Origin of the sequence: Sphingomonas sp. GlSt437 (assembly GCF_048015635.2) — a bacterium.
In the GTDB taxonomy this organism is placed as follows: Bacteria; Pseudomonadota; Alphaproteobacteria; order Sphingomonadales; family Sphingomonadaceae; genus Sphingomonas.
The window spans coordinates 1,818,117-1,837,598 of the sequence record NZ_JBPGYA010000001.1 but is presented as its reverse complement, the minus strand read 5'-3'; the positions used below and the strand labels follow the sequence as shown (position 1 = coordinate 1,837,598).

Annotated in this window: 21 protein-coding genes and 1 tRNA gene; 7 read left to right on the top strand and 15 right to left on the bottom strand. The window is 65.2% G+C overall.

From position 1 onward, the window contains the following. Positions 1-85 precede the first annotated feature (85 nt). Positions 86-160, bottom strand: a tRNA-Val gene (locus ACLB0R_RS09135). 77 nt (positions 161-237) lie between these two features. After that, positions 238-612 (bottom strand): cell cycle two-component system response regulator CpdR, encoded by a 375-nt coding sequence (gene cpdR, locus ACLB0R_RS09130; RefSeq protein WP_416642941.1) that lies wholly within the window; start codon positions 610-612, stop codon positions 238-240. 323 nt (positions 613-935) lie between these two features. On the opposite strand from cpdR, the gene ACLB0R_RS09125 reads away from it, so the two are divergent. Further along, entirely contained in the window at positions 936-1,808 is an 873-nt protein-coding gene (locus tag ACLB0R_RS09125) for an N-formylglutamate amidohydrolase (protein ID WP_416642940.1), read from the top strand. 187 nt (positions 1,809-1,995) lie between these two features. Here ACLB0R_RS09125 and ACLB0R_RS09120 read toward each other — a convergent pair whose 3' ends face one another. The 4 genes from ACLB0R_RS09120 to ACLB0R_RS09105 all read right to left on the bottom strand — a co-directional run bounded on the left by ACLB0R_RS09120 (position 1,996) and on the right by ACLB0R_RS09105 (position 6,165). Then, positions 1,996-2,766 (bottom strand): SapC family protein, encoded by a 771-nt coding sequence (locus tag ACLB0R_RS09120; protein WP_416642939.1) that lies wholly within the window; start codon positions 2,764-2,766, stop codon positions 1,996-1,998. A 63-nt stretch (positions 2,767-2,829) separates the two neighbouring features. After that, entirely contained in the window at positions 2,830-4,281 is a 1,452-nt protein-coding gene (locus tag ACLB0R_RS09115; protein ID WP_416642938.1) for an FAD-binding oxidoreductase, read from the bottom strand. A 115-nt stretch (positions 4,282-4,396) separates the two neighbouring features. Next, a complete protein-coding gene (locus tag ACLB0R_RS09110; RefSeq protein ID WP_416642937.1) occupies positions 4,397-4,585 on the bottom strand; it encodes a hypothetical protein in 189 nt (62 codons plus the stop codon). A 17-nt stretch (positions 4,586-4,602) separates the two neighbouring features. Next, the gene (locus ACLB0R_RS09105; RefSeq protein ID WP_416642936.1) at positions 4,603-6,165 is read right to left on the bottom strand and encodes an ISL3 family transposase; all 1,563 of its coding nucleotides are present in this window, start codon (positions 6,163-6,165) and stop codon (positions 4,603-4,605) included. 73 nt (positions 6,166-6,238) lie between these two features. Between ACLB0R_RS09105 and ACLB0R_RS09100 the strand changes: the two genes are divergently transcribed. From ACLB0R_RS09100 to ACLB0R_RS09090, 3 genes are all read left to right on the top strand, one after another. After that, positions 6,239-6,505 (top strand): hypothetical protein, encoded by a 267-nt coding sequence (locus tag ACLB0R_RS09100; protein WP_434953822.1) that lies wholly within the window; start codon positions 6,239-6,241, stop codon positions 6,503-6,505. 95 nt (positions 6,506-6,600) lie between these two features. After that, a complete protein-coding gene (locus ACLB0R_RS09095; RefSeq protein WP_416642934.1) occupies positions 6,601-7,995 on the top strand; it encodes a DEAD/DEAH box helicase in 1,395 nt (464 codons plus the stop codon). A gap of 21 nt (positions 7,996-8,016) precedes the next feature. After that, the gene (locus tag ACLB0R_RS09090) at positions 8,017-8,235 is read left to right on the top strand and encodes a DUF1289 domain-containing protein (protein WP_416642933.1); all 219 of its coding nucleotides are present in this window, start codon (positions 8,017-8,019) and stop codon (positions 8,233-8,235) included. Here the strand turns inward: ACLB0R_RS09090 and ACLB0R_RS09085 are convergent. The 6 genes from ACLB0R_RS09085 to ACLB0R_RS09060 all read right to left on the bottom strand — a co-directional run bounded on the left by ACLB0R_RS09085 (position 8,208) and on the right by ACLB0R_RS09060 (position 13,341). Further along, entirely contained in the window at positions 8,208-8,720 is a 513-nt protein-coding gene (locus tag ACLB0R_RS09085) for a TIGR00645 family protein (RefSeq protein WP_416642932.1), read from the bottom strand. The two genes, ACLB0R_RS09090 and ACLB0R_RS09085, sit on opposite strands and share 28 nt — an antisense overlap. A 61-nt stretch (positions 8,721-8,781) precedes the next feature. Beyond that, positions 8,782-9,411, bottom strand: coding sequence for a glutathione S-transferase family protein (locus ACLB0R_RS09080; protein ID WP_416642931.1), 630 nt, complete (start codon positions 9,409-9,411; stop codon positions 8,782-8,784). A 55-nt stretch (positions 9,412-9,466) separates the two neighbouring features. Continuing rightward, complete coding sequence (locus ACLB0R_RS09075) at positions 9,467-10,564, bottom strand: MBL fold metallo-hydrolase (RefSeq protein ID WP_416642930.1); 1,098 nt, start codon at positions 10,562-10,564, stop codon at positions 9,467-9,469. A 9-nt stretch (positions 10,565-10,573) separates the two neighbouring features. Beyond that, positions 10,574-11,263 (bottom strand): DUF1013 domain-containing protein, encoded by a 690-nt coding sequence (locus tag ACLB0R_RS09070; protein ID WP_416642929.1) that lies wholly within the window; start codon positions 11,261-11,263, stop codon positions 10,574-10,576. 138 nt (positions 11,264-11,401) lie between these two features. Beyond that, complete coding sequence (locus ACLB0R_RS09065; protein ID WP_416642928.1) at positions 11,402-12,439, bottom strand: glycosyltransferase family 4 protein; 1,038 nt, start codon at positions 12,437-12,439, stop codon at positions 11,402-11,404. A gap of 5 nt (positions 12,440-12,444) precedes the next feature. After that, complete coding sequence (locus tag ACLB0R_RS09060; protein WP_416642927.1) at positions 12,445-13,341, bottom strand: UDP-2,3-diacylglucosamine diphosphatase; 897 nt, start codon at positions 13,339-13,341, stop codon at positions 12,445-12,447. Between the two features lie 195 nt (positions 13,342-13,536). On the opposite strand from ACLB0R_RS09060, the gene ACLB0R_RS09055 reads away from it, so the two are divergent. Next, positions 13,537-13,839, top strand: a complete 303-nt coding sequence (locus ACLB0R_RS09055; RefSeq protein WP_416642926.1) for a hypothetical protein — start codon at positions 13,537-13,539, stop codon at positions 13,837-13,839. Positions 13,840-13,896: 57 nt separating this feature from the next. Here ACLB0R_RS09055 and ACLB0R_RS09050 read toward each other — a convergent pair whose 3' ends face one another. The 3 genes from ACLB0R_RS09050 to ACLB0R_RS09040 all read right to left on the bottom strand — a co-directional run bounded on the left by ACLB0R_RS09050 (position 13,897) and on the right by ACLB0R_RS09040 (position 16,316). Then, positions 13,897-14,652, bottom strand: a complete 756-nt coding sequence (locus ACLB0R_RS09050; protein WP_416642925.1) for an energy transducer TonB — start codon at positions 14,650-14,652, stop codon at positions 13,897-13,899. Positions 14,653-14,715: 63 nt separating this feature from the next. Beyond that, positions 14,716-15,330, bottom strand: coding sequence for a glutathione S-transferase family protein (locus tag ACLB0R_RS09045; RefSeq protein WP_416642924.1), 615 nt, complete (start codon positions 15,328-15,330; stop codon positions 14,716-14,718). Continuing rightward, a complete protein-coding gene (locus ACLB0R_RS09040; RefSeq protein WP_434953821.1) occupies positions 15,327-16,316 on the bottom strand; it encodes an NAD(P)H-quinone oxidoreductase in 990 nt (329 codons plus the stop codon). Before ACLB0R_RS09040 ends, ACLB0R_RS09045 begins: the two co-directional genes overlap by 4 nt. 476 nt (positions 16,317-16,792) lie before the next feature. Between ACLB0R_RS09040 and ACLB0R_RS09035 the strand changes: the two genes are divergently transcribed. Continuing rightward, positions 16,793-16,990: a DUF1192 domain-containing protein gene (locus ACLB0R_RS09035; RefSeq protein ID WP_416643060.1), complete on the top strand. Its 198-nt coding sequence runs from the start codon at positions 16,793-16,795 to the stop codon at positions 16,988-16,990. Positions 16,991-17,113: 123 nt separating this feature from the next. Further along, positions 17,114-19,438 (top strand): ATP-dependent Clp protease ATP-binding subunit ClpA, encoded by a 2,325-nt coding sequence (gene clpA, locus ACLB0R_RS09030; RefSeq protein ID WP_416642922.1) that lies wholly within the window; start codon positions 17,114-17,116, stop codon positions 19,436-19,438. The last annotated feature ends 44 nt before the right edge of the window (positions 19,439-19,482 follow it).

Below are 19,482 nucleotides of genomic sequence, written 5' to 3'. Positions count from 1 at the left end.
TGTGATCGCGACGGCAGTCGCCGGGAAATTGCCCGATCCACGATGCAAAAAGCCCCGGCAACCAAGTGGTTGGCCGAGGCTTTAATGGTGGGCGTGGCAAGGATTGAACTTGCGACCCCTGCGATGTCAACACAGTGCTCTACCACTGAGCTACACGCCCACGAAGACGCGCGCCTTAGCCGGGCCGGGCAGGACGCGCAAGCGCCTGTTGGCGATTTTGGGCGATTGCGCGCGCCGTCACAGCCCGGTGGCGCTGCCCATCTCGAACAGCCGATCAACCTCCAGCACCAGGTCGCGCAAATGAAAGGGTTTTGACAGCACGCGCGCATGCGGCACTTGCTTGCCCGCTTTCAGCGTGACGGCGGCAAAGCCGGTGATGAACATCACCCGCAGATCAGGGCGGATCTCGCCGGCCTTTTGCGCCAGCTCGATGCCGTCCATCTCGGGCATCACGATGTCGGTGAGCAAGAGGTCGAAATGCTCGGTCTCAATCAGCGGCATCGCCGCCGTGCCGCGATCCACCGCGCTCACCGCATAGCCGGCCTTTTCCAGCGCCCGCGTCAGATACTGGCGCATCACATCATCGTCTTCGGCAAGCAGTATCCGGATCATCGCGCTACCTTGGGTCCCCAGACCGCGTGTTTATGCTTGAACCCCTTAAGATTTTCCAGCCAGACGGCGTGCTCCACCCTGTCCTATCCCAATAAGCCGCGCTACCCTGATCGCATGACGCAGATCGATCGCCTTCCGTCACACGCGCGCCGTTGCCACCCGGCGGAGTGGGCAACAAAGGGGGGACGTAGTGTAAACTTCGTCAACTTCGGTGCAGCCGGGCGATTCGAAAACGATCCCGTCGGCCGCACCCGCACCGGCGGGAAGCGCTTGCAGCCGCGCAGCCATTGTGAGCGCGCCATCGCGTGCCTAGGATAGAGGCTATGCACGGCACCACGCCTTGGTTCGACCAATGGGACCCGAACCCGCCCGAAAGCCCGGTCGTTTTATCGGTGCAGCATGCCGGGCGCGATTATCCGCCGGAAATGGCCGACCAACTGCGCGTACCGATCGCGCAGCTGCGGCCGCTCGAAGATCGCTATGTCGATGCGCTGGCGCTTGCTGCGCGCCGCCACGAAACGCTGTTCGTCCAGCGCGCGGCGCGGGCGTGGATCGACCTCAATCGTGGCGAGCGCGAGCGCGACCCCAAGCTTGATGACGGCGCCGATGCGCGCCGCACCAGCATCGAATCGCACCGGCTGCGCAGCGGCCTTGGCCTGGTGCCGCGGCGCATCGCGTCGGCGGGCGATATCTGGCGGCACCGGCTGCGCAGCGCGGATGTCGACGCGCGGATCGCCGCGTGCCACCGGCCGTATCACGGCGCCATTGCCAAGGCCCTGAACGCGGCGCGCGACCGCTTTGGCATCGCGATCCTGCTCGATATTCATTCGATGCCGCCGCTCGGCACCGAGGGGCCGGTCGCGCGCATCGTGTTCGGGGATCGCTTCGGCCGCTCCGCTGCGGCGCGTTTCGTCAGCCGGATGGAAAGCATCGCCGAAGCCGCCGGGCTGCGCCACGCGCTCAACACACCTTATGCCGGCGGCCATCTGCTCGACCGGCACGGCCAGCCGAGCGCCAACATCCACGCGATCCAGATCGAATGGTGCCGCAGCCTGTATCTCGATGCGGCGCTCGATCAGCCTGGCGAGGGCTTGCCGATGGCCGCGCGCGCATTGCGCGGGATGATCGATGCCGTGGCGGACGAAGCGCTCAACGGCGCGGCGCCTTTTGCGCCCCACGCGCTGGCTGCCGAATAAAAAACCACCCCGTGCAAGCACGGGGTGGCCAAGGTTCAGGGAGGAGACACGCCGAAGCGTGCCGCGCTGTCCCGTGAAAGGGGGGGCACGAGACTGCGCCCAAGCAATATAGGTCGATGCGCGCGCCGCTTCAAGCGGTCGCGGGCACGGTGCCTAGAGCTGGCCTGAAGCTCGGCCTAAAGCCGGCTCAGATCGTCAATTCGGGCGCCGGCAGCAGGCCGCGCTGGGCTTGCCGTTCGAAAACTTCGCGAATCACCGAAAGCGAGAACAGATGCGCATAAAGCAGGGGCAGCAAGCCGGACTGGGCGATCTTGCGGAGCTGATCGCCGCGCAGATCGTTGAACTTCTGCTCGTTGATCATCTGGAAGCCGCGATAGATAAACGGCGTCTCGCTGCCTTGCGGCTGGATCGAGAACTCGCCGTCCATCAGCAAGCCAAGCTCGTTCACTTCGCGCATGAACTGCGCGGTCCGCTGGCCGGCTTCCTCGAACATGCGGTTGAAGTCGAGGATCGATTTGGTGAACTCGGTCGGCTCGCCATTGGCAAACAGCGCCTCGCCATCCTCGAACGCGCCGATCGTGTCCGACGACGGATCGAAGCAGAGCGACAAGTCTTCCGAATCGGGCCGCAGCCGCGCCAGCATGTAGGGATAGCGGCGGACATAGGCCGGCACGTACATCTGGTCGTTGATCAGCGCGCCGTCGTCGTCAACGAACACGTTGACGCCCTCGTTCAGGCCCATCAGCGCCAGCGGGATCGCATCGTCACCAACCGAAAACACGATCGGCATGAAGCGCTGCGCCAGCACGAATTCGTCGACCGTCAGCGGAATGGCGTGCTGACCGACGAGGAACGGCGCCTTAGTCGCGGGGCGAACGCGGAAATCGGCGTGCGCCTGGCTCGAGAGCGGCTCGAGCCCGTTATAAAAGAGCGGAAGCGATTGCGGCGCGCTGGCCATTCATGTGTCTCCATTGACGAAGGGGCACCGGCCACAAGCCGACGCCCCCGATTGCGCAACGCTCTATGGTGCCGCGCCCGCGGGCGCAAGTCTCACGAGCTTGCCGGGGTTCATAATGGCTGCTGGGTCGATTGCCTGCTTGATGGCGCGCAGCGCCGCCAGTCGTGCCGGGGTCGACAAGCGCTCCAGCTCGCCCAGTTTCATCTGGCCGATGCCGTGTTCCGCCGAGATCGAGCCGCCGGCCTCGATCACCAAGTCATTGACATAGCTCGTGATAGATGGCGCCTGCTCGGCATACCAGCGCACCGGATCGACGCCCGCCGGCGCGCGGACGTGGAAATGGACGTTGCCGTCACCCAGATGGCCGAAGCCGCTGGCATGCGTGCCGGGAAAACGTGCCTCTACGGCACAAGCCGCGTCGATCATGAAGCGCGGCATGTCGGCGACCGGCACCGAGATGTCGTGCTGCGCGGCTGGGCCGGCCGCGCGCTCGGCTTCCGACAGCGAGTCGCGCAGCCGCCAGAACGCCGCCGCCTGCGCTTCATTGGCGGCGATGACAGCGTCCTGCACCATACCGTCCGCCAACGCGGGGGCAAGCAACCGTTCGAGCAGCGCGGCGGGCGCTTCATGACCCAGATCAGTCGCCACCGCCTCGATCAGCACATGCCAGGGATGCGAGCCGTTCAGCGGCGCGCGGCTAGCTGGAATGTGCGCCAGCACCAGGCCAAGCGAATCATCGGGAATGATCTCGAAGCTTTCGATCGCATCGGTCGCCGCTTCCAGCCGCCGCAGCAAGGCGAGCGCGGCTTGGGGATCGGCGAGCCCGACCCACGCCACCGCGCGCGCCGCCACCGCCGGCACCAGTCGCAACGTCACTGCCGTAATCACGCCCAGCGTACCTTCGGAGCCGATCAGCAATTGATTGAGATCGTAACCACGATTGTCCTTCTTGAGCGGGGCGAGGCCGTCATGCACCGATCCATCGGGCAGCACGGCTTCCACCCCGGCGACGAGACCGCGCATCGTCCCCCAACGCAGCACTTGCGTGCCGCCGGCATTGGTCGCGGTAAGCCCGCCGATCGTTGCCGACCCCTTGGCGCCGAGCGTCAGCGGAAAGCGCATGCCCTGCTCGCCCGCCGCATCGTGGAGCGTCGCCAGGATCACGCCGGCCTCGGCGATGGCGAGACCGGCCGCGGCGTCGATCGAGCGAATGCGGTTCATCCGCCGCGTCGACAGGATCAGTGCCGAACCATCCGCTGGCGGCACCGATCCGCCGACCATCGAGCTGTTGCCGCCCTGCGGCACCAGCGAGACGCCCAGCGCGTGCGCCCGCCCGACAATCGCCGCTGCTTCGGCGGTTGTGGCCGGCGCGATGATCGCCGCCGCGCTCCCGCGATAGCGCCCGCGCCAGTCGACCAGCCAGGGCGCAACATCCGCGGGATCGACAATCGCGCCCTTCTCGCCCAGCCGCTCGCGGGCGTAGTCGATCAGCATCTGTTGCGCGGTCTGAGTCATCGGGCGGCCTTTACCACCTCCGGGGCGCGCGCGGCAGCATCAATTCATCGACTGTTCAAGCCGGCACGCTATGAGAGCTGCCAAGATGCGTGCGCTGCCCCTGATTGCCTTGTCTTTATCGGCCCTCGTGCCCGGTGCAGGCGCCGCCGACCCCGGCGATCCGCCGCAGCAAGTGCAATGGACCGTGCACCAGCAAGTCGTAGTGCGCTTCCGCCGCCTGCCCGACACGCCCGATGCCGATATGGCGACGCCGGCGCGGCTGAAGATCGTCGAGCGCAAGGGGCCGAAATGGGCTCTGACTCATATTCCGTGCAATTCTGGTCATGCTGGCGCCATAACTCTGGCCTTGAGCAGGTCGATCTTCGCGCGCCCGTACATTTGCCGTTTTATCAACTTGAGGCGGTTGACGTTCCCTTCGACCTGTCCGCTGGACCAAGGGCTGGAAATGGCAGCGGCCACGGCATCCTTGTCGGCCTCCACGCCTGCTGCGAAGGCAGCGAGCTTGGTGCTGGCGGCCTTGGCGATCCACGGATCGAGGCGGGCCTCGTCCTTCGAGCGCATCATCGCGTGGAAACGGTCGAGAACGTCACGTGCCACGACCAGCGCGGGCACGGCCCGCTCGACCACAGCGTTGATCATCGCCGTCTGGGCCGATCCGGTGCCGCGTTCGGTCGTCATGCTACGGGCAATGGTGCGTGCGCTCATTGCGGCGCCGACGGCGTGGCCGAGTTTTTCGTCGCGCCGCCGGCGGGTGGCCCATTCGCTGACCACGCGCAGCGAACCGGCAAAGCCCGATGCCTTCAGTCGCCGCCACAGCTCTGCGCCCACCCTGCATCCGGCGCTCCATTCTGCCTCGAGTATGAGCGACCAGGCATCAAGCGAACTCTCCCGGCTACGAAAGGTATCGTGACGCTGGCCACGCAGGATTTTGCGGATGGTCTGGCGCGACACGCCGGTGGTGTGCGCCATGACCCTGATCGGCGTGCCTTGGCTGGCCAGATCCAGGATCTGCCGGTTGAGTGCCTCACGGATCTGCGCGCCGTCCCACTGCAGGCGTTCGGCACGGGTCAGGGTTGCGGGATCGACCGGCCCGGATGGCGCCAAGATCCGGCGCAAGCCAGGCATTTCCATGCGCACTGCTGCCAAAAAGGCTGCCGATGCGTTTTCGAAGAGATGCCAGCGGTCGGCGACCTGTTGCGCCTGTGGTGCCGCCTCGGTTGCCGCGGCGACATAGCCTGCGCCACGATCCCGGCAAATGGTCGCAACTTGCGGGTTCTCCTGCAGCCACGCCACGACGGTCTCGCGTTGCCGGTCGGGCAGCAGGTCGATGACCTGGCGGCGCTCCAGATCGACGATGATCGTGCCGTAGGTGTGCCCGCGCCGCCAGGCGAAGTCATCGATGCCGATGACCCGCGGGGGTGGCGCAGGTTCGGCCATCGGATCGCCATGACGCAGAACACGCAACATCGTGTCGCGCGACCACGGCACCGCCAGACGCGCCATCATCCGCGCGCCCGGTCTGCCGCCCAGCGCGACCGCCACCGCATGCAGCAGTGCCTCGCAACGCCCGACCCGCCGGCCATATCGGCGGGCGAACGCTGGTGGCAACGGTTCACTGAAGGTCGTGCGCGGGCATGGCGCATGGTTGCACCGCAAGCGCCGCACCTTGAGCCGGAGCTCAACTCTGGCACCGCTGATCGGCAAATCTGTCAGCGTGCGATCGTACGTGCTGTGGCGCGATCCCGACGGCGTGCCGCAATCCGGGCAGATCCCTTGCGATGCGGCCAGTCGACCGGACATCCGCACCATGCCCTCGACGATGGCCCTGCCTTCAACGATTAGTCCCGGTAACGACAGGCTGCTGTCCCATGCCTTTGCGACCACTGACATTCCTCCCCACTAACCATCAGCAGGAATCCAACAGTCCGCGCCCTGTCCTGTCAATTCTGCACGGAATATGAGTCAGAGCCCGAAATGCGTGCCGATTCCACTGATCGGCGCCGCGCAGGTGTCGACGCGCGACAGCGTCGACCTGATGATGATCGATGGCGGCGTGCTGCGCACGCGCTTCGCCGATCGCTGCCCTGCACTCGGCTTTTACCCCGGGCTCTATATGCGCCAGACCGCCGACGGGCTGGTCTGCGCGGGCCGCGACGCGCTGCGTGCCCGATCCGGCGCCGACTGCCGGATCAAAAGCTTCAAGCGCCTGGCCATCAAGAAATAGGCGCAGCCGAGCCCGCCGCTTGACTTTGCCAAGCGAATCCGCAAGCCCGAATGCAAGCGTCGGGTCACTCGGCGCGCCATTTTTCCGGACATCAAATGAGCTTTGCCGATCTCGGCCTATCCGATGAACTTCTAAAGGCGGTCACCGAGGCCGGCTATAGCGAGCCGACGCCGATCCAGGCGCAAGCCATCCCGAGCGTGCTGATGATGCGCGACATCATCGGCATCGCGCAGACCGGCACCGGCAAGACCGCGAGCTTCGTGCTGCCGATGATCGACATTTTGGCGCACGGCCGCGCCCGCGCGCTGATGCCGCGCAGCCTGATTTTGGAGCCGACGCGCGAACTCGCCGCGCAGGTCGCCGAGAATTTCGAGAAATACGGCAAGTACCACAAGCTCTCGATGGCACTGCTGATCGGCGGCGTGCAGATGGGCGACCAGGTGAAAGCGCTCGAAAAGGGCGTCGACGTGCTGATCGCGACGCCGGGCCGGCTGATGGACTTGTTCGAGCGCGGCAAGATTCTGCTCAACGGCTGCAACCTGCTCGTCATCGACGAAGCCGACCGCATGCTCGACATGGGGTTCATTCCCGATATCGAGCAAATCTGCACCAAGCTGCCGAGCCAGCGCCAGACCTTGCTGTTCTCGGCCACGATGCCGCCGCCGATCAAGAAGCTGGCCGACAAATTCCTCACCAACCCCAAGACGATCGAAGTCGCGCGGCCGGCGACGACCAACGTCAACATCGCACAATGGGTGGTGCCGGTCAGCGCCAATCGCAAGCGCGACCGGCTGATCGACTTGCTGAACGCCGAGGAAGTGCGCACGGCGATCATCTTCTGCAACCGCAAGACGATGGTGCGCGAGCTCAACAAGGCGCTGCAGCGCGAAGGCTTCTGCTCGGGCGAAATCCATGGCGACATGGAACAACCCCAGCGCATCGCCGAACTCGACCGGTTCAAGGCGGGTGACATCAATATTCTGGTCGCGTCAGACGTCGCCGCGCGCGGGCTCGACATCAAGGGCGTTAGCCACGTCTTCAATTTCGACGCGCCGTGGCACCCGGATGATTATGTCCACCGCATCGGCCGCACCGGCCGCGCTGGCGCCACCGGCATCGCCTATACGCTCGCGACGCCCGACGATGCCGAGAACATCGCCAATATCGAAAAACTGACCGGCATGAAGATTGACCGGCTGGCCGCCAAGGAAGAGGCGGGCGGCGAGGCGGCTGCGGTTTCGCCCGCTGGAAGTGATCGCAACCGGCGCGGCGGACGCGGCGCGGGCAAGACCGATCGCGCCACAGCCGAGCCTGTCGCCCGGGAAGCGCCACGGGCAAAGCGCCCCGATCGCCGACCGGAAGCGCCCCGCGACGAGCGCCGCGGCGGCCAACGCGCCGAGCCGCGCCGTCATCATCGCGAGGTGGATGACGAGCCCGATGACGGTTGGAACGGCCCGATGCCGGCCTTCCTCAACGCGAAGATCGGCTGATCGCGATCCGGCGTTACGCGCATGGCGATCATCACCTTCACTCTGCCGGTCGCGATCGAGTCACCCTGTGTCGGCGTCTGTGCGCTCGAAGCCGCACGCTCCCGCTGCACCGGCTGCGGCCGCACGACCGATGAGATCGCCCGCTGGACCAGCGGCACACCCGAATGGCGGCGCGCCGTGATGGCCGAACTGCCCGCCCGGCTCGCCGCAGATCAGTCCTTGGCGCGCGACTGCAAATAATCGGATAGCGCTGAAAACAGCGCGGTGCCGACGAAAGTGACGTGGATGATCGTCATCCAGGCCAAAGCCGGCCCGTCGGGCGGCTTGTCGCCGATGGCCATGTAATTCTTCAACAGCTGCACGGCGGAAATCGCGACGATCGAGGCGTAGAGTTTGATCTTGAGCCCCGCGAAACTCGTCGTCCCCATCCAGCCGGGGCGGTCTTCATGGCCCGCGGTGTCGATCTTCGAGACGAAATTCTCATAGCCCGCCAGAATGACGACCAGCACCAGATTGGCGGCGAGCGCGAGATCGAGCAGCGTCAGCATCTTGAGGATCGCCTGCTCGACCGAGAGCAGCGCGATATTGGCCAACGCCGTCCACAGCTCGCGCAGAAATACCGCAAGCAGCACGATCATCGCGGCGACCAGCCCGATATAAAAGGGCGCCAGCAACCAGCGGGCCGCGAACAGCGCATTCTCGAACGCCAGTTCAAGCCGTCTCATCATCACTGCCGCACCCGAATACCTCATCCGGCGCCATCGATGACGCCGCAGGAAATGTCGGTCAAGCCGGCGTCGGTGCCGGCGCGGGCATCAACGCATCGTCCTTCGCGCCGGCACGGATATAAGCATCACGCGCGGTCAGCCGCTCGACATAGGCGGCGAAGGCATCGCGGCGCGGGATCGTGCCGAACTGCAGCCCCCAGGCGACTTGCGAGCCCAGATAAACGTCAGCAGCGGTGAAGCGATCGCCGGCGATATAGGGCCCAGCAGTCACCGCCTGTTCGAGCACGTCGATCGCCAGATCATAATTGCCGTAACCGAACATCCGCCCGCGCTCGGCGGTGGGCTCGAATCCCGCCGCCCGGTTGGTCACCGCCTGCTCGACCGGGCCGGCGGCGAAGAACAACCAGCGAAAATAGCGCGCCTTCTCGTCACCGCGCGGGCCAAGGCCGGCATCGGGGAAGACATCGGCGAGATAAGCGCAAATGCCGGCGCATTCGGTAATCACCTGGCCCTTGTGGACGATCGCCGGCACCTTCCCCATCGGGTTGATGGCTCGATAAGATTCGTCCTTCATGGTCGTGTAATCGACCACGACAGTGTCATACTCGGCACCGGTTTCCTCCAACATCCAGCGGACGATGCGCCCGCGTGACATGGGGTTAGTGTAGAAAATCAGATCGCTTGCCATGCTCGCCCCTCCCGAGTCGGTTAAGAACGGAGCGTGAACACTGCTGGCAGGCGCGTCAAGCGCGTTCGTACGACCAGACGCCGTTGTCGGTGCGCCGCCTGGCGCGGCCTTCGACTTCCAGCCGCCGCAGATGCGCGAGCGTCTCGCCCGTCGCGAGTCCGATGACGGATTGATCGATCGTGCGCGAGAACAGCGCGCCGAAGCAATCGATCGCGCGGCGCGGCGTGTCGAGATAGGCGTACAGCTCATCGAGCCGCGCCAGATGCTCGTCGCGCAGCGCGTCGAGCCTAGCGTGGAGGCCCGTGAACGGCTCGCCATGCGCGGGGCAAACGAGCAAGTCGCCGGGAAGCTCGCGCAGCTTGGCGAGCGACGCCAGCCAGTCGCCAAGCGGATCGCCTTCGGGCTCGGTCACGCTCAGTGAGACGTTGGAGCTGATCCGCGGCAACACCTGGTCGCCGGCGATCAGGACGCCATCGACCTCGTTGAGCAGACAGGCGTGCTCGGGGCTATGGCCGCTGCCCACCACAACGCGCCACGCCCGCCCGCCGAGATCGAGCACATCGCCATCGCGCATTCGGACATAACCGAGCGGCAGCGGCGTCACCACGGTGCCGAATTGCCGCCAGCCGCGCGCTTTGGCGTGCGCGATCTGGTCATCATCCCACCCCGCGCCGCGCCAGAACGCGACCATCTCCTCGGGCGTTTCGTCCCGCTGATCGGCGGTCAGCATCCGCGCGGTGAGCCACTCGCCGCGTGTCATCCACAAGGCGACGTCGTGCGTGCGGCACAGCCAGCCGGCGAGGCCGATATGATCGGGATGGAGATGCGTGCCGATCACCCGCGTCAGGCGGCGCCCGGCCATGGCGCCGGCATCGAGGGCTGCCCAACTCTCCCGGCAAGCGGGTAAATCCATGCCGGTGTCGACCAGTGCGACGCCGCCGCCCGCCGCATCGGCATCGTCGATGAGCCAGATGTTGATGTGGCCAAGCGACCCCGGCAGCGCGATGCGTGCCCAGCCGAGCCCCGGCGCGATCGTCATCGCTTCGCCCGGCTGCGGCGTCCGGCGGCCGAACGGATACGTCAGCCCGCGATGGCTGGTCGCAACGAAGCTCTCGTCGCTGGTCAGCGACGCATCGGGAGAAGCCGTCGCCACCTACAGCGCCTATTGCTTGAACAGCGTGTCGGCATCCAATTCGACCGGGTGCTCGGCGCCAGGCTCGCCGGCATGCGCGGCGGCCTCGGCATCGCGCGCGGCCTGTTCGCGCTGGGCGCGCAGCTCGCTGATGAGGGCCTCGCGATCGCCCTCCAGCCGGTTGTCGACCGGCGCCTGAATGCCCTTGGCCTTGGCTGCCTTGGCGACGATCGCGTCGAGCTCGCGCTGCGAGCACAGGCCGAGCGTCACCGGGTCCTTGGGCACGATATTGGCGATGTTCCAATGCGTGCGATCACGGATCGCGGCGATCGTCGTGCGCGTCGTGCCGATGAGGTTGCCAATCGCGCCGTCCGAAATCTCGGGATGGTTGCGGATGATCCAGGCGATGCCGTCGGGCTTGTCCTGGCGCTTGGAAACCGGGGTATAGCGCGGGCCCTTGGTGCGCCGGACTTGATCGGGGCCCTTGGTCATCTGCAGGCGATACTCAGGATCAGCCTGGCCGCGATCGATTTCCTCCTGCGTCAGCTCGTGCGCGCGGACGGGATCGCGGCCCGTGAGCTTGGTCGCGGCGGTATCGTCGGCGATCGCCTGGACTTCGAGGATGTGCAGCCCGCAGAATTCGGCGATCTGCTGGAAACTGAGCGAGGTATTGTCGACCAGCCAGGCGGCGGTCGCATGCGGCATGAGCGGTTGCGCCACGATGGGAAACTCCTGAAAATGCGCCCCGAAAAAACTCGGGTGAAAAAACAAGGGCCGCCCCGTCACGGAGCGGCCTTTAACAGGGCTGACTTAATGACATCGGCGCGCCGGGGCAAGAGCGCGCGCAAAACGCGCGGGTCAGGCAGCGAGCGCCTCGTCGAGAGCGATCGGCGCCAGCGCGTCCAAGAACTGCCGCGCGCTCGCCTGCCAGGTGAAGCTGCGGCCATAATCGCGGCAACGCGCGCGATCGAGCGTGAGCGCGCCGGCAATCGCCTTGTCGAGATCATCGTCCATCACGCCGACATCGGGGCGCAGCACATCGACCGGCCCGGTGACCGGATACGCCGCGACGGGCACGCCGCACGCCAGCGCCTCGATCATCACCAAGCCGAACGTATCGGTCTTGCTTGGGAAAACGAACACGTCGGCCGCAGCATAGCAAGCCGCGAGGTCAGCGCCGAATTTGGGGCCCAGAAAATGCGCGTCGGGATAGCGCGCACTGAGCGCGGCGCGCGCCGGGCCATCGCCGACGATCACCTTGGTGCCAGGATGCGCCGATTGCAGAAACGCCTCGATATTCTTCTCGACCGCGATGCGGCCGACATAAAGCTGGATCGGCCCGGCGCCGTCGTCCCTCAGCGCTTGCAGCGCCGGATCGGGCGCGACATCGCCGCCGAAAACGCCGAGGTCGACGCCGCGGCCCCAGGGCCTGATCTTGTCCAGCCCATGCGCGCGGAGTGCCGAGGCGATCGACGGGGTCGACGCCAGCACGGCGCGCGCCGGCCAGTGGAACCAGGCAATGTAGCGCCAGATCCATTCGGGATCGATGCCGATCCGCGCCGACACATAATCCGGGAATTGCGTGTGATAGGCCGTCGTGAACGGATAGCCATGCGCCAGGCACCAGCGCCGTGCCGCCAGACACACCGGGCCTTCAGTGGCGAGATGGATGGCATCGGGCGCGAAATCGGCGAGCATCTTGCCCACCGCCGCCGTCCGCGCGAACGCCAGCCGGATTTCGGGATAGGTCGGGCACGGCAGCGAATAGAACAGGTCGGGCGAGACGACGAGCACCTCGTGCCCCATCTTCTCGAGCTCGGCGCGCACCGATTGCAGCGTGCGCACGACACCGTTCACCTGGGGTGACCAAGCGTCGGTGGCGATTGCGATCCGCACGGCGGTCAGGCGGCGAGCGCCGCGACGCTGGCGAGCTGGCGCACCGCGATCTCGTCTGCCCAGTGGAGCACTTCCATGCGCCCATCGTAATGCTCGACGAGCGCGGTGCAACCCTCCACCCAATCCCCATCGTTATAATAGTCGATGCCATTGATCTGGCGGATTTCGGCGGTGTGGATATGGCCGCACACCACGCCGTCGACCCCGCGCGCGCCGGCGGCTTGCGCCACCACGTCTTCGTAATGCGAGATGAACTCGACCGCGTTCTTCACCTTGGCTTTGGCGTGCTTGCTGAGCGACCAGTAAGGCATGTTGAGCCAGCGACGGACATTGTTGACCCAGCGGTTGAGGCCCATCAGCGCGGTATAGGCAAAATCGCCGACATGCGCGAGCCAGCGATGGGCGAGCGTGATCGCGTCGAACTCGTCGCCATGGAGCACGAGCAAGCGGCGGCCATCAGCTGTTTCGTGGATTGCCTGGCGCCGGATTTCTACACCGCCAAAGTTGAGGCCGGTGAACTGACGAAACACTTCGTCGTGATTGCCGGGTATATAGATGACGCGCGTACCGCGCTTGGCGCGCTTCAGCACCCGCCAGACAATGTCGTTGTGCTGCGCCGGCCAGTAGAATTTGCGCTTCAGCCGCCAGCCATCGATGATATCGCCAACCAGATACATCATATCGCTGTCGACATGGTCGAGAAAGTCGATCAGCATCTCGGCATTGCACCCGCGCGTGCCCAGGTGAATATCCGAAATCCAGATGGTGCGGTATTTGCGCCGTTCGGTGACCTGTTTTTCGGGAAAAGTCGGCGTCGAATGGGCAAAATCTGCGAAACTGGCGATGTCGCCATGGCTGCCCGACACGAAATCTGCAAGCCTAGTCGTTGATTCCCCGTCCATTTAAGCGTCTCGCGCTGCTTCGATCCGGCCGCTATGGCGACGAATTGTTACAGTTGGAATCGTTGACCGACTCGGGATTGTCACAATTACACAAGCTGTACCGTGGTGGGGCGCCGACGAAAATCATGGCGCCGTGCAACCATCCATGCGATGAATCGTTACGTCGCCAACCACATTGAAATGAGGGAGCGAATAATGCGCAAGTTCATGCTGACTCTGGGTGCCGCTGCCGTCGCGATGCCGGCAATGGTTGTTCCGGCCGATTTCGCCTCGGCACGCACGACGTATCATGGCCGCACGGTTCACAAGGTTTGCCGCAAGTCGAGCGGCACGACCGGCCTGATCGCCGGTGGCGCTGGCGGTGCCGCGACGGGCGTCGCGCTCGGCGGTGGCGTGCTCGGCGCGGTCGCTGGTGGCGTTGGCGGTGCCTTTGCCGGCCGCGCGATCGATCGCTCGATCACCGCCAAGAAGCGCTGCCGCTATTACAGCGAGCGCTGATCCAGCCTAACCGATTTCAAGAGGGGGCGGGCCGCGATGCTCGCCCCCTTTTCGTTGCTACCCCTCATCCTCCTCGCCTTTTTCGGGCGGCGGCAGCTTGGGAATGACCCATTCATGGTCGCCCGTCACTTGTTGCGGCACGGCGCGGCCTAGCGCATCGCGCGCCGGGCGGTAGCGGAAGCGCTTGATGATCAGCGCGCAGGTAACATTGTCGAGCTCGGGCGTGCCGCTCGAATGCGTTACGGTGCAATCGGTGACTCGGCCCGTAACGCCGACCGTGAAGCGCAAGCCGACACGGCCCGTGCGACGCGCCACGAATGCGTCGTGCGGGTAATCATGTTCGCGAATGTCGCCGGCGATCTGTTCCGCGTCCGTGCCGCCATCCCCCTCGCCATTGCCGAAGCCGCCGCTGCCCGTGCCGGCGCCTTCGCCCCCCGCGCCGCTGCCCGGCCCGTCGCGAGGGCTCGCACCCTGGGCCAAGGATGTGCCGATGCCGGGCTTGGGCGCGGCGGCGATGGGTTGGGGCCGTACGGTCGTGACCGGCGCGACGACGGGCGTTGCTTTGGCGTCCTTCGCCGGCGGCGCCGCTTTCCCCGAAGCTTTGTGCGGCTGCTCTAAGAGTGGCATAGGTGGAGGCGCCGCTGGCGGCGCGACGAACGCGACGACGCCCAGATCGTGCTGCAATTGCCGCACGAACGTAACGGCGAAACCGCTGATCAAGGCATAACCAAGCGCACCTTGCAGCAGCACCGCCGCGCCGATCGCCATCGCGCGGTCACGCGGTTCGGCTTGGGCGGAAAAGCGGTTGGTCATGCTCTGCCGAACACCGTTACGGCCGCGATCGTTCCCTAAACCGGCATCGCACCCTGGGAGAGGTCACGCGTCGATCGCAATGTGGCCCGGCAGCGCCGCCACCCGCGCCAGCCACGCGACCACCGAGGGATAGCGCGCCACCTCGAACCCGGCCTGGCTGGCGACATGGGTATAGGCGTACAACGCAATGTCAGCGAGGGTGAATTGATCGCCGACCAGGAAAGGCGTGCGGGCAAGCTGATCATCCATCAACGCCAGCGCCGCTTCGCCGCCAGCGCGCTTGCCGGGGATCATCGCGCGCTGCGTTTCGGTCAGCGCCGTCTCGCCGACATAAACCAACCAGTAGCGCACGGTCGCGATGTTGGGCTCGTGATTATACTGCTCCCAGAACATCCAGCGCAGCATGTCGGCGCGGTCGAACCGATCCTCGGGGATCAGCGCCGATCCGTCCGCTAGATAGAAGCACGCCGCGTTGCTTTCGGGCAGAAAGCGGTCGCCATCCTGCAGCACTGGGATGCGGCCATTGGCGTTGATCGTCGCGAGAAACTCCGGCGTCCGCGTCGCGCCCGTCATCACGTCATATTCGCGCCGCTCGATCGGCACGCCGAGATGCGCGGCCGTCAGCCGGATTTTATAGCAGTTCCCCGATGCGGCATATTCGTGGAGGATCAGCGTCATCCCGCGTGCTCCACCGTCAGCACGATCTTGCCGACATGGTCGCCGCTTTCCATCCGCGCGTGCGCCTCGGCGGCGTTGGCGAGCGGGAAGGTCCGGTCGATCACCGGCTTCAACCGCCCCTCGGCAACATAGGGCCAAACGATGCGGTGCAGCTCATCCGCCACCATCGCCTTGAACGCAGTGTCGCGGGGGCGCAGCGTCGATCCGGTCAGCGTCAGGCGGCGTCGCATCACCTCGAAAATCGGGATCGTCGCGGTCAGGCCGCCCTGCACCGCGATCGAGACATGGCGGCCATCGTCGGCCAGGCATTGCAGGTTGCGCGGCACATAATCGCCGCCAACCATGTCGAGCACTGCCTGCACACCGTGCCCGCCAGTGATCGCTTTCACCTCGGCGACGAAATCCTGCATCTTGTAGTTGATCGCATGGTCGGCGCCGAGTTTGCGGGCAGCCGCGCATTTCTCGTCAGTGCCGGCGGTAACGATGATCTTGAGGCCGAAGATATTGGCGAGCGCGATCGCCATCGTGCCGATGCCGCTGGTGCCGCCATGGACCAGCACCGTATCGCCCTCAACGACGAACGCGCGTTCGAATAGATTGGTCCAGACGGTAAACAGCGTTTCGGGGATCGCCGCCGCCTCGATTATCGTCAACGCCGACGGCACCGGCAGGCACACGCCCGCCGCCGCCAGCGCATATTGGGCATAGCCGCCGCCGGGGACGAGCGCGCAAACCGGCTGGCCCATCAGCTCAGGCGCGACGCCCGCGCCGAGCGCGACCACCGTGCCCGCCACTTCCAGCCCCGGAATGCTCGGCGCACCCGGCGGCGGCGGATAACCGCCGCGCCGCTGCAGCACATCGGGCCGGTTGACCCCGGCAGCGGCAACGCGGATCAGCACGTCGCCCGGCCCCGGCACCGGCACGGGCCGCTCGACCACCACGAGCACCTCGGGACCACCGGGGGCTGCGGGATCGATCGCAATCATGGTTTCAGGTGTCGCGTCCATCCCCAGCCCTCTGCCGCGAACTTTGGCCGCTTATTGACCGCCCGGCGGCGCGGTGCAACCTAACGGAACACATGGGCCAAAGGAATTTTGATTGCCGCTATCCTTCATCTTGCCGACTGTTGCCACCGCCTGCTTTGGTCTTCTCGTTGGACTCGTTGCGGGATGGGCGGCTCGCAAAAATAGCCCCGCGGCAATCGTGTCCTATTCCATTGGTACCGTGATCTGCCTTTTCGGAACACCATCCCTCTGGGCGTATATGTCGCTAGCGTTGCGCGCACCCGGCGAGCCCCTATCTCCTACCGGGCGGACGCTTGCGATCGCCCTTTACGGCTTGCCGGGAGCGATAGGGGCTTTCGTCCTGACGGGCTTCGTCATCGCCAGGATGCGGGCTAAAGCAGGTTAGCCACCTGTAGCCTGTATTGACAAGCATCCTAGTCCGGATGACCATCTCGTTAATGGAGCCCGAAGAGAATCTCCCGCGTCGGGCGGGCGATCCGCTGGACGCGCTGGCCCGACAGGATCTGGACCCGCTCTCGGTCGCGGAGTTGGACGCGCGCATCGCCGCGCTGGAGGCTGAAATCGCTCGGGTGCGCGCCCATATGCAACGCGCCGTTAACCATCGCGCAAGCGCTGACGCGCTATTCAGGCGATGAGCATGATGGCAACCCGCCCCGTTTTCCGGACGCTGGTTGTCAAGTGCTTGATGGAACGCGGCGCACTCCCGACATACTGGAAAAGGGCCGTGGTTTCATGACGGCCCGCTTGGAGTAACCCAAATGCCTTCCTTTGCCACCGCGCTCGAAACCACGCTGCACAAGGCGCTCGATGCCGCGACCACGCGCCGCCACGAATATGCCACGCTCGAACATCTGCTGCTGGCGCTGATCGACGATGAGCATGCCTCGAAAGTCATGTCGGCGTGCGGCGTCGACTTGAGCGAGCTCAAGACCACGGTCGCGCATTATCTCGATACCGAGCTCGATGCGCTGAAGGTCGATAGCAAGGAAGCGAACGATCCCTCGCCGACCAGCGGTTTCCAGCGCGTCGTCCAGCGCGCCATCCTGCACGTCCAGTCCTCGGGCCGCGACGAAGTGACCGGCGCCAACGTGCTCGTCGCCTTGTTCAGCGAGCGCGAGAGCTATGCCGTCTATTTCCTCCAGCAGCAGGATATGAGCCGGCTCGATGCGGTTAGCTATATCAGCCACGGCGTTGGCAAGGGCACGCAAGTGCCCGAACAGCGTGAGGTGAAAGGCGCCGAGGAGGAAAAGCCGCAGGCAAAGTCCGACGGCAAGGGCAAGAGCGAAAGCGCGCTCAAGCAATTCTGCGTCGATTTGAACGAGAAAGCCAAGAACGGCAAAGTCGATCCGCTGATCGGCCGTGCTGCCGAGGTCGACCGCACGGTGCAGATCCTCTGCCGCCGCAGCAAGAACAATCCGCTCTATGTGGGCGACCCCGGCGTCGGCAAAACCGCGATTGCGGAAGGCTTGGCGCGCAAGATCATCGAAGGCGACGTGCCCGATGTGCTCAAGCCCGCGGTCATCTATTCGCTCGACATGGGCGCGCTGCTCGCCGGCACGCGCTATCGCGGCGATTTCGAGGAGCGGCTGAAAGCGGTCGTCAATGAGCTCGAAAAGCTGCCGCATGCGGTGCTGTTCATCGACGAGATCCATACCGTCATCGGTGCCGGCGCGACGAGCGGCGGCGCGATGGATGCGTCCAACCTCTTGAAGCCGGCGCTGTCGGGCGGGACGATCCGCTGCATCGGCTCGACCACCTACAAGGAATTCCGCAACCATTTCGAGAAGGACCGCGCGCTGCTCCGCCGGTTCCAGAAGATCGACGTCAACGAGCCGTCGATCGAGGATACGGTCAAAATCCTGAACGGCCTGCGCACCGCGTTCGAGGACCATCACTCGGTCAAATACACGCCGGATGCGATCAAGACCGCGGTGGAACTCTCGGCGCGCTACATCAACGACCGCAAGCTGCCCGACAAAGCCATCGACGTGATCGACGAAGTCGGCGCGATGCAGATGCTCGTGCCGCCGAGCCGCCGCAAGAAGACGATCACAGCCAAGGAAATCGAAGCGGTAATCGCGACGATGGCGCGCATCCCGCCCAAATCGGTCTCGAAGGACGATACCAAGGCGCTCGCAACGCTCGACACCGATCTCAAGCGCGTCGTGTTCGGCCAGGATTTGGCGATCGAAAAGCTGTCTTCGGCAATCAAGCTCAGCCGCGCAGGCCTGCGCGATCCCGACAAGCCGATCGGCAATTATCTGTTCACTGGCCCGACCGGCGTCGGCAAGACCGAAGTCGCGCGCCAGCTCGCGTCGATCATGGGCATTCCGCTCCAGCGCTTCGACATGAGCGAATATATGGAGCGGCATTCGGTGAGCCGGCTGATCGGCGCCCCTCCGGGCTATGTCGGCTATGATCAGGGCGGTCTGTTGACCGACGCGGTCGACCAGCAGCCGCATTCGGTGCTGCTGCTCGACGAAATCGAGAAAGCGCATCCTGATCTGTTCAACATCCTGTTGCAGGTGATGGACAACGGCAAGCTGACCGACCACCACGGCAAGACGGTCGATTTCAGGAACACCATCCTGATCATGACGACCAACGCCGGCGCGTCCGACATGGCGCGCGAAACGGTGGGCTTCGGCAATGTGACGCGCGAAGGCGAGGACGAGCAGGCAGTGCAGCGCATGTTCACGCCTGAATTCCGCAATCGCCTCGATGCGATCGTGCCGTTCGGCTATCTGCCGCCGGAAGTCGTGGCGCGAGTGGTCGACAAGTTCATCCTCCAGCTCGAATTGCAGCTGGCCGATCGCGGCGTCCACATCAAGCTCGATGACGACGCCAAGCAGTGGCTGACCGACAAGGGATACGACAAGCTCTATGGCGCGCGGCCGATGGGCCGGCTCATTCAGGAGAAGGTCAAGCAGCCGCTCGCGGAGGAATTGCTGTTCGGCAAGCTCGTCCATGGCGGTGAAGTCACCGTCAAGCTCAAGGACGGCGCGCTCAACTTCGAAATCGTCTCGGCCGCGCCCAAAAAGCCGCGCAAGAAGGGCAAGGCGGAGACGGTTGAGGTGAAGTGAAGCAAAACGCCGGGGTGGCGATGAGCCTCCCCGGCGGTTCGGGC